At 52.0% G+C, this 12,305-nt stretch carries 11 protein-coding genes; 5 read left to right on the forward strand and 6 right to left on the reverse strand.

Features of this window, described 5'->3' with window-relative positions; translation table 11 throughout:
- Nucleotides 1-64: 64 nt before the first annotated feature.
- From rbsB to kup, 5 genes are all read right to left on the reverse strand, one after another.
- Nucleotides 65-955, reverse strand: coding sequence for a ribose ABC transporter substrate-binding protein RbsB (gene rbsB, locus FDW87_RS00615; protein WP_003023760.1), 891 nt, complete (start codon nucleotides 953-955; stop codon nucleotides 65-67).
- 24 nt (nucleotides 956-979) lie between these two features.
- Nucleotides 980-1,945: a ribose ABC transporter permease gene (rbsC, locus tag FDW87_RS00620; protein WP_003023762.1), complete on the reverse strand. Its 966-nt coding sequence runs from the start codon at nucleotides 1,943-1,945 to the stop codon at nucleotides 980-982.
- 5 nt (nucleotides 1,946-1,950) lie between these two features.
- Nucleotides 1,951-3,456: a ribose ABC transporter ATP-binding protein RbsA gene (gene rbsA, locus FDW87_RS00625; RefSeq protein ID WP_003023764.1), complete on the reverse strand. Its 1,506-nt coding sequence runs from the start codon at nucleotides 3,454-3,456 to the stop codon at nucleotides 1,951-1,953.
- A 7-nt stretch (nucleotides 3,457-3,463) separates the two neighbouring features.
- Nucleotides 3,464-3,883 (reverse strand): D-ribose pyranase, encoded by a 420-nt coding sequence (gene rbsD / locus FDW87_RS00630; RefSeq protein WP_016157824.1) that lies wholly within the window; start codon nucleotides 3,881-3,883, stop codon nucleotides 3,464-3,466.
- Between the two features lie 192 nt (nucleotides 3,884-4,075).
- Complete coding sequence (gene kup, locus FDW87_RS00635; RefSeq protein ID WP_003023768.1) at nucleotides 4,076-5,944, reverse strand: low affinity potassium transporter Kup; 1,869 nt, start codon at nucleotides 5,942-5,944, stop codon at nucleotides 4,076-4,078.
- Between the two features lie 330 nt (nucleotides 5,945-6,274).
- Between kup and ravA the strand changes: the two genes are divergently transcribed.
- Nucleotides 6,275-7,771: an ATPase RavA gene (ravA, locus tag FDW87_RS00640; protein ID WP_047358450.1), complete on the forward strand. Its 1,497-nt coding sequence runs from the start codon at nucleotides 6,275-6,277 to the stop codon at nucleotides 7,769-7,771.
- Nucleotides 7,765-9,216, forward strand: a complete 1,452-nt coding sequence (gene viaA / locus FDW87_RS00645) for an ATPase RavA stimulator ViaA (protein ID WP_016155088.1) — start codon at nucleotides 7,765-7,767, stop codon at nucleotides 9,214-9,216. The genes ravA and viaA overlap by 7 nt, the downstream gene beginning before the upstream one ends.
- A gap of 3 nt (nucleotides 9,217-9,219) precedes the next feature.
- Here viaA and asnA read toward each other — a convergent pair whose 3' ends face one another.
- Nucleotides 9,220-10,212 carry an aspartate--ammonia ligase gene (gene asnA / locus FDW87_RS00650; protein WP_016155087.1) on the reverse strand — a complete coding sequence of 331 codons (993 nt, stop codon included), beginning with the start codon at nucleotides 10,210-10,212 and terminating at the stop codon, nucleotides 9,220-9,222.
- A gap of 151 nt (nucleotides 10,213-10,363) precedes the next feature.
- Here asnA and asnC point away from each other — a divergent pair, with 151 nt between their 5' ends.
- The 3 genes from asnC to FDW87_RS21320 all read left to right on the forward strand — a co-directional run.
- Nucleotides 10,364-10,822, forward strand: coding sequence for a transcriptional regulator AsnC (gene asnC / locus FDW87_RS00655; protein WP_003023780.1), 459 nt, complete (start codon nucleotides 10,364-10,366; stop codon nucleotides 10,820-10,822).
- 88 nt (nucleotides 10,823-10,910) lie between these two features.
- The gene (gene mioC / locus FDW87_RS00660) at nucleotides 10,911-11,360 is read left to right on the forward strand and encodes an FMN-binding protein MioC (protein WP_016155086.1); all 450 of its coding nucleotides are present in this window, start codon (nucleotides 10,911-10,913) and stop codon (nucleotides 11,358-11,360) included.
- 372 nt (nucleotides 11,361-11,732) lie between these two features.
- Nucleotides 11,733-12,305, forward strand: a 573-nt coding sequence (locus FDW87_RS21320; protein ID WP_252362912.1) for an FAD-dependent oxidoreductase, incomplete at its 3' end; no start/stop codon positions are given.

Here is a 12,305-nt window from a genome sequence, read left to right on the forward strand (position 1 = left end):
CAAAACCCGATACGGGGATGGCGTCTTTATGTCTCCATCAGGCCGCGAGCGACCTGAATCGGTATTACTGCTTGATGACCAGCTTCAGGTCAACCGGATATTTAGCCTGAACCTTCTCGCCTTTCAGTACTTTATCCGCAGTCTCAACGCCTTTCGCGCCGATCTGATCCGGCAGCTGAGCAATGGTCGCAGCCAGTTTGCCATCATTTACTGCTTTTTCGCCATCTGGAGTACCGTCAAATCCAACCACCATCACATCAGATTTACCCGCAGTTTGCAGTGCGCGCAGCGCACCCAACGCCATTTCATCGTTCTGGGCAAATACGGCCTGCACGTCAGGATGCGCGGTAAGCAGGTTCTGCATGACGTTCAGACCTTTGGTGCGGTCGAAGTCGGCCGGCTGGCTGGCCAGTACGTTAAATTTGTGTGCCGCAACAGCCTGCTGGAAACCTTCGCCACGCTCACGCGCCGCTGAAGTACCGGCAATACCCTGCAGTTCGATAACTTTCGCGCCTTCACCCGCTTTCTTCGCGATGTAATCGCCCGCAATCTTACCGCCCAGCACGTTATCAGATGCAATATGGCTTACCACTTCGCCTTTGGACGCAACGCGGTCAAGGGTGATAACCGGAATTTTCGCCTGGTTAGCCATCTTCACAGCGTTACCAACAGCATCGGAGTCCGTCGGGTTAATCAGCAGAATTTTAGTTCCACGAACCGTTAAATCCTGAACGTTAGCCAGCTCTTTCGCCGGGTTGTTCTGTGAATCCAGAATCACCAGGTTGTAGCCCAGCTTATCGGCCTCTTTTTGCGCCCCATCCTTCAAAGAAACAAAGAACGGGTTGTTGAGGGTGGAGACCACCAGCGCAATGGTATCTTTCGCCATCGCATTCGCGCTCACGGTGGCGCTCAGCGCAACAGCAGAAACCAGGGTAGCCAGTTTTTTCATGTTCATATTTAAGATGTCCTGTAATCGTTGTTACTGCTTTTTGTTGTCTACCAGTACCGCCAGCAAAATCACCACCGCTTTGACGATCATCTGGTAATAGGAGGATACACCTAACAAATTCAAACCATTATTGAGGAAACCAAGAATCAATGCGCCGATCAGCGTCCCAACAATACGTCCTTTACCACCCGCCAGGCTGGTACCACCTAACACCACCGCGGCGATAGCATCCAGCTCATAGCCAGTACCTGCCGTCGGTTGCGCAGAGGAGAGGCGCGCTACTTCAATGATGCCCGCCAGCGATGCCAGCAGACCACACAGGGAATAAACGATAATTTTGATTTTACTTACGCTGATACCGGACAGGCGCGTTGCCGCTTCGTTACCGCCCAGCGCATAGATATAACGACCCAGACGAGTGTGGTGCAGCATGTACCACGCCGCGAGGAAGACAATCCCCATAATCCAAACAGGCGTAGGGACGCCTAACGGACGACCAATACCAAACCAGCCAAACAGATCGGCATTGTCAGTAAACCCGGTATTAACCGGACTGCCGTTGGTGTATACCATGGTCACACCACGCAGCAGCAGCATCATCACCAGGGTCGCGATAAACGCCTGTACCCGGCCTTTCGCGACAATCACCCCGGTTACCGCGCCAATAGCAGCGCCGAGCGCCAGAGCCGCAGCGACAGCCACCAGCGCATTGACTTCAATCCCTACAATGGAAGCCGCAACCGCACCGGTAAGCGCCAGCAAAGAACCGACAGACAGATCGATCCCCGACGTCAGGATAACCAGCGTCATGCCAACGGCCATGATGGCGTTCACCGACGTTTGCTGGAGAATGTTGAACAGGTTATTAACGGTAAAAAAGTTAGGGCTCATGGTGGAAACAATCGCGATCAGCACTAACAGAGCGATGAGCGACTTTTGCTCCAGAAGCCATGCTTTAGTGAAATAACGGCGACCAGAAACAGCCTGGGTAGTCATCTTTTTTACTCCTGATTCACGCGATTAAGCTTGCCCACAGCGGCAGCCATTAATACTTCCTGAGTGGCCTGCTCGCGAGTGAACTCACCGCCGAGATGCCCTTCATGCATAACGATAATTCGATCGCTCATGCCCAATACTTCTGGCATCTCAGAGGAGACCAGAATGATGCTCAGCCCATCGGCCTTAAACTGGTTGATAAGCTGATAGATTTCTTTCTTAGCCCCAACGTCAACGCCGCGCGTTGGTTCATCGAGGATCAGGACTTTTGGTCGGGTCATCAGACCGCGCGCAATCGCCACTTTCTGCTGATTACCGCCAGAAAGCAGGCCGATAGCCTGTTCCATCGATGGCGTTTTAACATTGAACAGACGAATAAAATCACCTACCGCCTGCTGCTCGTCTTTATGTTTAAGGCTTCCACCAGCGCGACTGAAATAACGCAGCGCGGTTAGTGACATGTTCTCTTTCACCGACATGCCCAGCACTAAACCATCGCGTTTACGGTCTTCAGAAATATAGACGATGCCGTTAGCCAACCCATCCTGCGGCGAACGGGTGACCACTTCATGGCCATCAAGCGTGACGTAACCGCTGGTGCGCGGCAATGCGCCGTACAACACTTTCATCAGCTCGGTACGTCCGGCACCCATCAGCCCCGATACGCCAAGGATCTCGCCTTTACGTAGCGTGAATGAAACATCGTTTACGCCAGGGCCGCACAGGTTATCGACCTTCAGGCGAATATCACCCGGCGCTTTTTCCAGGCGCGGGTATTGATCTTCCAGCTTACGTCCCACCATCATTTCAATCAGCGAGTCTTCGGTCAGCGAGGCGACTTCACGCTCGGCAATAAACTGCCCGTCGCGAAAAACGGTCACGTCGTCGCAAATCTCGAAGATCTCTTTCATGCGGTGAGAAATATAGACAATGCCGCGTCCCTGAGATTTCAGTTCGCGAATGACGCGGAACAGGGATTCGGTTTCGGTATCGGTGAGCGCATCCGTCGGTTCATCCATAATGATGACCTTCGATTCAAAGCTCAGCACTTTGGCAATTTCAACCATCTGCTGATCGCCAATCGACAGTTCACCGACCAGTCTGTCGCTTTTAAAGCGCAGATTCAGTTTGGCAAGCAGCAGATCGGCTTCGGCGTACATCTTCTTCCAGTCAATTTTGCCAAAGCGATTAACGAACTCACGGCCAAGAAAAATGTTCTCGGCGATAGTGAGTTGCGGGATCAAATTCAGCTCCTGGTGGATGATACCGATTCCGGCTTCCTGGGAGGATTTAGGGCCGTTAAAGGTGGTCTCTTTTCCCAACCACAATAAAGAACCGGCATCACGGGTATAGATCCCGGTCAGCACTTTCATCATGGTGGATTTGCCCGCGCCGTTTTCACCCACCAGCGCCATTACGCGGCCTGGGTAGACATTCAGCGCGGCGCCGGATAGCGCTTTTACGCCCGGGAACGCTTTATCGATCCCTTTGAGTTGCAGTAATGCGTTCATGATGGCCTCAGAACGTGACGCCAGCACAGAGAATGATATTCGCATACGGAGAACACTCTCCGCTGCGAATTACCGCCTGACTGTCTGCGGTTTGTTTTTTGAATTGTTCATGCGTGGTGTAACGAATTTCTATGGTGTTTCCCTGGTGTTGTTGCAGTTGCTCAATGTGGCTGAGCAACGTTTCGTGGAGTTGCGGATTATGTTGTTTAATTTCCGTCGCGAGAATGGCCGCCTCGACCTGCATTTCACGTGTCACCACATCCAGTACCTGCATAAAAGAAGGTACGCCCTGGGTTAATGCTATATCGATACGCGTTGTGCTATTCGGGATGGGTAAACCTGCATCACACACCACCAGCGTATCGGTATGCCCCAGACGGGAGATCACCGATGAAATTTCAGAGTTGAGTACCGTGCCTTTCTTCATTTTCTTTCCCCACTAGCGAAACGTTTCGCTGAAGATAAGTGTAGAGCGAAGAGTGGAGATAAAACCACCGCGAAGTTACGAAAATGTGATCGCCATCGAAACGTTTCGCAAGGATTATCATTCGATGAAATGAAAACTGGGAGGGACAAAACAAAACGCCCCCTTTCGCAATGAAAGAGGGCGTCGATGAGATTAAATCTCGACCTGAGTACCGAGCTCAATAACCCGGTTCGGTGGGATTTCAAACTGGTCCGGGGCGCGCAGCGCATTGCGTTGTAGTAGCAGATACAGCTTGCCACGCAGACGCAGATACCATGGTCGTTTTCCAACAATCAACGACTCGTGCGACATGAAGAACGAGGTTTCCATCATCCGACAGCTTAAGCCTTCCAGACCGCAGCGATGGAACACTTCTTCAACGTTCGGCGTTTCGCGCCAACCGTAGCTGGCCACCACGCGCCAGAAGGTGGGCGATAACTGCTCAATCTGCACCCTACGCACGTTGTGAACATATGGTGCATCTTCCGTGCGCAGCGTCAGCAGAATAACGCGTTCATGCAGCACCTTGTTATGTTTGAGGTTATGCAGTAGCGCAAACGGGATGACGTTCAATGCACGAGACATGTACACCGCCGTTCCCGGCACGCGTACCGGTGGTGATTTCTCCAGAGAGGCAATCATCGCCTCCAGAGAGTTGCCGTGCTCATGCATGCGACGCAGCAGACGGAAACGCTCGCTTTTCCAGGTGGTCATGATGGTGAACATCACCAGACCCAGCGTCAGAGGCAGCCAACCGCCGGAAATCAGTTTATCGAGGTTCGCGGAGAACAGCGGAACATCGACGCACAAGAACGCCACCAGGATCAGGAAGACGAAGTATTTATTCCAGTGCCAGTTTTTGCGCGCCACGGTGGTCGACAGAATTGAGGTCAGCACCATCGTCCCCGTCACCGCAATCCCGTACGCCGCAGCCAGATTACTGGAGTGTTCAAAGCTCACAATCACAATAACCACTGCAAAATAGAGCATCCAGTTAACGAAAGGAATGTAGATCTGGCCCGATTCCATTTCCGAGGTATGGATGATACGCATCGGCGATAAATACCCCAGACGCACGGCCTGACGCGTCAGTGAGAAGACGCCGGAGATAACCGCCTGTGAAGCGATAACCGTTGCCAGCGCGGCGAGGATCAGGAGCGGTATCAACGCCCAGTCCGGTGCCAGCAGGAAGAACGGGTTTTTAATCGCTTCAGGATGCTTTAACAGCAACGCCCCCTGACCAAAATAGTTCAGTACCAGCGAAGGCAATACCACGGAGAACCATGCCAGGCGAATCGGCAACTTACCGAAGTGGCCCATATCCGCATACAGCGCTTCAACACCGGTAATCGACAACACCACCGCACCCAGCGCAATAAAGGACAACGTTTTGAATTCGAGGAAGAAATGCACCGCCCAATACGGATTGAGCGCCTGCAGCACTTCCGGATTGCCAATAATACTGCGCACGCCTAACACTGCCAGCGTCAGGAACCACAACAGCATAATCGGCGCAAACAGCTTACCGACCATGCCGGTACCGTGTTTTTGAATCAAAAACAGCAGGGTCAGTACGATTATCGAGAGCGGAACAATCCAGGTATCCAGTTGCGGGGCAATGATCTCCAGACCTTCAATCGCCGACATCACCGAGATAGCAGGCGTTATCACCACTTCTCCATAGAAGAAGCTGCCGCCAATCAACCCCATAATCACCAGCATGGAGGTTGTTCGTGCTGAAGTATTACGCCCGGCCAATGACATCAGCGTCAGGATCCCGCCTTCTCCGGCGTTATCCGCGCGCATGACAAACGTCAGGTATTTAATGGAGACAACAAAGATCAGCAGCCAGAAAATCAGCGAGAGAAAGCCAAATACGGCGTCACGTTCAACGCCAAAACCAAACTGGCCGGACAAACATTCACGAAGCGTATAAAGTGGGCTGGTACCAATATCACCGTAGACAACCCCAATGGCCGCAAGGGTAATCGCAGACAATGATTGTTTATTATCAGTGCTCATAGACTCGTCTTTCGTTTATACACATCATCTTTCAAGCTACCTCCGCGTGAGCTGCATTCGTTATTCCCCCCATCCCAGAAGAAAACTCCATTGCCGCCTTGGTGCAGCTTGATTGATTTGGTGTATATATAAGAAATGTGTGCGTCGTCCCTTGGCCCACAAAAAGGCGCACAGTATGCACGATTAATCGCAAAATCGTACCCCTAAATGAGACCAGATTAATCTGGCTCAAAGAAAAATAAGCGCACCTTCAGTCTATTACTGCACTGGTGTGAAGCATCTATACTCGCTGTTTATGCAGTACATTTGGCGAAAGGACGCCACTTCATTATGGCTCACCCACATTTATTAGCGGAAAGAATTTCCCGTCTGAGCAATGCGCTGGAAAAGGGACTTTATGAACGTAGCCACGCCATTCGTCTGTGTCTGCTGGCTGCACTTAGCGGCGAGAGCGTTTTCTTATTAGGTCCTCCCGGGATCGCTAAAAGCTTAATTGCCCGCAGACTGAAATTTGCCTTTCAAAATGCTCGCGCCTTCGAATATCTGATGACGCGCTTCTCTACGCCGGAAGAGGTTTTCGGCCCGCTGTCCATTCAGGCGTTAAAAGACGAAGGTCGCTATGAACGCTTAACGGCAGGCTATCTCCCTGAAGCTGAAATCGTCTTTCTCGATGAAATCTGGAAGGCGGGACCGGCGATTCTTAACACCCTGCTGACCGCCATCAACGAACGCCACTTCCGCAACGGCGCGCATGAAGAGAAAATCCCGATGCGCCTGCTGGTGGCAGCCTCCAACGAACTGCCTGAAGCAGACAGCAGCCTGGAAGCGCTGTATGACCGTATGCTGATTCGTCTTTGGCTGGATAAAGTCCAGGACAAGGCCAACTTCCGCTCGATGCTGTTAAGTCAGCAGGATGAAAGCGACAATCCGGTCCCGGCATCGTTACAGGTAACGGATGAAGAGTATTACCAGTGGCAAAAGGACATTGGCGCCATCACGCTTCCCGATCGCGTGTTTGAGCTTATTTTCATGCTGCGCCAGCAGCTGGACACGCTACCGAATGCCCCCTACGTGTCCGATCGTCGCTGGAAAAAAGCCATTCGCTTGCTCCAGGCCAGCGCCTTCTTTAGCGGACGTGATGCGGTAGTTCCCATCGACCTGATCCTGCTGAAAGATTGCCTGTGGTACGACGCACAAAGCCTGAATCTGATGCAGCAGCAGCTGGAAATATTGATGACCGGACACGCATGGCAACAGCAAGCCATGCTGACCCGTCTGGGCAGTATTGTGCAGCGCCGCATTCAGCTCCAGCAGCAGCAAAGCGATAAAACAGCATTCACCGTGATCCGTCAGGGCGGCATGTTCAGCCGTCGTCCTCATTATGATTTACCGCCGGAGGCCACGTCTTCCGTCGTGACATTACTACTGCAAAAACCCTTAAAGCTGCATGATATGGAAGTAATCCATATTGCTTTCGAACGTAGTGCGCTGGAACTGTGGTTAACCAAAGGCGGTGAGATCCGCGGAAAATTAAACGGCATCGGTTTTGCCCAGACGCTGAACATGGAAGTGGATAGCGCGCAGCACCTGGTTGTACGCGACGTCAGCTTACAAGGCTCTCGCCTGGCATTGCCCGGTACATCACAAGAGAGTATGCCCGCTGAAATAAAACAGGAGCTTGAAGCGCTCGATAACGAGTGGCATCAGCAGCACAGCGCATTTAGCGAGCAGCAAAAATGTCTGTTTATTCATAGCGACTGGTTAGGCCGCATTGAGGCCAGTCTGCAGGATGTCGGGGCACAAATCCGCCAGGCGCAACAATGCTGACCCTTGATACGCTCAACATCATGCTGGCAGTCAGTGAAGAAGCGATGATCGAAGAGATGATCGTCGCCCTGCTGGCTTCTCCAAAGATGGTGGTATTTTTTAACAAATTCCCTCGCCTTAAAAAAGCGATCACTGACGATATTCCCCGCTGGCGTGAATCTTTGCGTAGCCGCCTCAAAGATACCCATGTACCGCCGGAGTTAGCGGAAGAGGTTATATGCTATCAACAAAGCCAGCTCCTCTCTCATGCGCAGTTTATCGTCCAGCTACCGCAAATATTGTCGCTATTGCACCACCTCCATTCGCCATGGGCCGGACAAGCGCAGCAGTTGGTCAATGACAACAGCGCGTTTACGCCTGCCCTACATACGCTTTTTCTCCAGCGCTGGCGCCTGAGCCTGGTGGTGCAAACCACAACGCTGAATCAGCAACTGCTGGAAGAAGAGCGCGAGCATTTGCTCAGTGAAGTACAGGAACGGATGACCCTTAGCGGGCAACTGGAACCCGTACTGGCAGAAAATGACAACGCCGCAGGCCGGTTGTGGGATATGAGCGCAGGTCAAATCAAGCGCGGTGATTATCAGTTGATGGTGAAATATGGCGAATTCCTGACGCAACAACCTGAACTCCAGCGTCTGGCTGAGCAGTTAGGCCGTTCCAGAGAAGCGAAATCCGTACCGCGTAAAGATGCGCCAATGGAAACCTTCCGCACCCTGGTGCGCGAACCGGCAACCGTCCCGGAGCAAGTAGATGGCATCCAGCAAAGCGACGATATCCTGCGCCTGCTGCCGCCGGAACTGGCCACGCTGGGCATTACCGAACTGGAATACGAGTTCTACCGACGACTGGTGGAAAAGCAGCTGTTGACCTATCGCCTGCACGGCGAAGCATGGCGTGAGAAAGTCACGGAACGCCCCGTGGTGCATCAGGATTTTGACGAGCAACCGCGCGGACCGTTTATCGTCTGCGTTGATACTTCGGGATCGATGGGTGGGTTTAATGAGCAGTGTGCGAAAGCCTTTTGCCTGGCGCTAATGCGCGTCGCCCTTGCCGATAACCGACGTTGTTTCATCATGCTGTTTTCAACAGAAGTAGTGCGCTATGAGCTATCCGGCCCGGAGGGCATCGAACAGGCGATCCGTTTTTTAAGTCAGCGCTTTCGCGGCGGTACCGATATTGCCAGCTGTTTTCGCGCCATTACTGAGCGCATGCAGGGTCGGGAATGGTTTGATGCTGATGCGGTGGTGATCTCAGATTTTATCGCTCAGCGATTGCCCGATGAGGTTGTCAGCAAAGTGGGGGAATTACAGCGGGTGCACCAACACCGTTTTCACGCGGTGGCGATGTCAGCACATGGTAAACCCGGCATCATGCGCATTTTCGATCATATCTGGCGCTTTGATACCGGGATGCGAAGCCGCCTGCTCAGACGCTGGCGGCGTTAATTCTTACAACAGAGAGGCGACGCTTTCACGTACCTGTGCCGGCCATACGCCACACTGAACCTGACCAATGTGTGGTAATTGCAGCAACAGCATGGTCAGACGCGACTGCCCAATTCCTCCACCAATCGTCTGTGGCATTTCACCGCGCAGCAGCGCCTGGTGCCATTCCAGACTCAGACGATCTTCATCTCCGGTCAGAGACAGCTGATGTTTCAGAGCGTCAGCATCCACACGGATCCCCATAGAAGACAGCTCAAACGCATCCTCCAGTACCGGGTTCCAGACCAAAATATCACCGTTCAGACCGGCGTGACCCAGCTCGGATGCTGAACTCCAGTCATCATAATCCGGCGCACGTACATCATGGCGGTGACCGTCGCTGAGCTTGCCGCCGATCCCCACCAGGAATACCGCGCCCAGCTCTTTAGCGATCGCACGTTCACGACCTTTTGCGTCAAGACCAGGATAACGAGATAACAGTTCCTGGCTATGAACAAAGTGAATCTGCTCTGGCAGGAACGGTGCCAGACCAAACTCTTTGCTCACCGCAGCTTCGGTAGCCTTAATTCCCGCCCAGATAGCCTCTACCGTGCTTTTCAGAGTGGAGAATTGACGCTCGCCGTCGCCCATCACGCGCTCCCAGTCCCACTGGTCAACATACACTGAGTGCAGCGGGGAAAGGCGATCTTCATCGGGACGCAGGGCCTTCATATGCGTGTACAGCCCTTCGCCTGCGCTAAAGTCGTGTTGTCCTAATGTTTGACGCTTCCACTTCGCCAGTGAATGAACCACTTCGAATTGAGCGTCTGGCAATGCTTTAACCTTCACCTGCACCGCTTTTTCACAGCCCGACAAGTTATCTTGCGTGCCATCTCCTACGCGGCTGAGGATCGGAGCCTGAACTTCGATCAGACCTAAACGCTCTTCCAGCTGACGAGAAAAATGAGATTTTACGAAGCTAATTTGACGTTGTTTGGCAATGTAAGCGGTTTTCATTATGTGTACTCCTGTGTCCTGTTGCCTATGATTAAGCAACAGAATGTAGGTAATATTCAATAATCAACAAACAAAAAGCCGCCTTCGATTTTGATTCGTTAAAATTAACGTCTAAAATAGAGGGAATCATTAATCTACATAAGAAAAACCTATGGAAAATTATCAGATCGACAATCTGGACCGCGGCATTCTTGACGCCCTGATGGAAAATGCCCGAACGGCCTATGCCGAATTAGCCAAACAGTTCGGCGTTAGCCCGGGGACAATTCACGTTCGCGTAGAGAAGATGAAGCAGGCCGGGATTATTACCGGCGCACGGATTGATGTTAGTCCCAAACAGTTGGGCTATGACGTCGGCTGCTTTATCGGCATCATCCTGAAAAGTGCGAAAGACTATCCGTCAGCGTTGGCCAGACTGGAAAGCCTCGATGAGGTGACCGAAGCGTATTACACCACCGGGCACTACAGCATCTTTATAAAGGTGATGTGCAAGTCGATCGACGCGTTACAGCAGGTACTTATCAACAAGATCCAAACAATTGATGAAATTCAGTCCACGGAGACCCTGATCGTCCTGCAAAACCCGATCATGCGTACCATCAAGCCATGATCGCTTTTTTTAATCCCCTATTTTTCCACAGGTAGATCCCAGCTCGCTCACAGCGTACAATACGCCCTCTTTATAAAGGTGGGCGATCATGGCAGAAATCACTCTTATCAGCGGCAGCACGCTTGGCAGTGCGGAATATGTAGCAGAGCATCTGGCTGAAAAACTGGACGACGCGGGTTTTTCCAGCGAAATACTGCATGGGCCAATGCTTGAAGAGGTCCCGACTGATGGGATCTGGCTGATTATTAGCTCCACGCACGGTGCGGGAGACATTCCTGACAACCTGCAGCCTTTATATGATGCCTTATGCGAGCAAAAACCGGACCTTTCACAAGTGCACTTTGGTGCAATCGGGATCGGCAGTCGTGAATATGACACCTTTTGCGGCGCAATCGACAAGCTGGAAGCCGAACTGAAAGCCTGCGGGGCAAAACAGATCGGCGAAACGCTCAGGATCAACGTACTGGAACATGAAATTCCGGAAGATCCGGCTGAAATTTGGCTGGGATCCTGGCATCCATTGCTCAGAGATTTGTAAAGATCGTACTTTTTTATGTGGATAACTCTGGTTAAAAGCTTGGATTAACCGGTAGTTATCCCAAGAACAACCGTTGTTCAGTTTTTGAGTTGTGTATAACCCTTCATTCTGCTCCCAGCTTATACGGGCCAGGATCACCGATCATTCACAGCTAATGATCCTCAACAACCTGTTGATCTTATTCGAAGGATCGCCCTTATCCACAGAAAGTTGCGATCCTAATAAGAGATCACAATAAAACAGATCTCTAAATAAAAAGATCTTCTTTTTAATACCCAGGATCCCAGGGCTTTCTCGATCGACTAAAGTTGAGTAGAATCCACGGCCCGGGCTTCAATCCACTTTCACACCGCGTTATGCGAGGCAATTACCATGTTTTATCAGGATCCTTTTGACGTCATCATCATTGGCGGGGGTCATGCAGGCACCGAGGCCGCAATGGCCGCGGCGCGAATGGGTCAACAGACTCTGCTTTTGACACACAATATCGACACTCTGGGACAGATGAGCTGCAACCCGGCGATCGGCGGTATTGGAAAGGGACACCTGGTAAAAGAAGTGGATGCGCTTGGTGGGTTGATGGCAAAAGCGATCGACCATGCAGGTATCCAGTTTAGGATACTAAACGCCAGCAAAGGGCCAGCCGTTCGTGCTACCCGAGCTCAGGCCGACCGTGTGCTCTATCGCCAGGCTGTACGCACCGCACTCGAGAATCAACCTAATCTGATGATCTTCCAACAGGCAGTTGAAGATCTGATTGTTGAAAACGATCGTGTTGTGGGTGCAGTGACCCAAATGGGACTGAAGTTCCGTGCCAAAGCGGTTGTGTTAACCGTAGGGACTTTTCTTGACGGCAAAATTCATATTGGTCTGGACAACTACAGCGGCGGCCGTGCTGGCGATCCGCCGTCTATCCCGCTGTCACGCCGTCTGCGTGAACTGCCG

It is taken from the genome of Citrobacter sp. wls826 (assembly GCF_005281245.1).
GTDB lineage: Bacteria > Pseudomonadota > Gammaproteobacteria > Enterobacterales > Enterobacteriaceae > Citrobacter > Citrobacter braakii.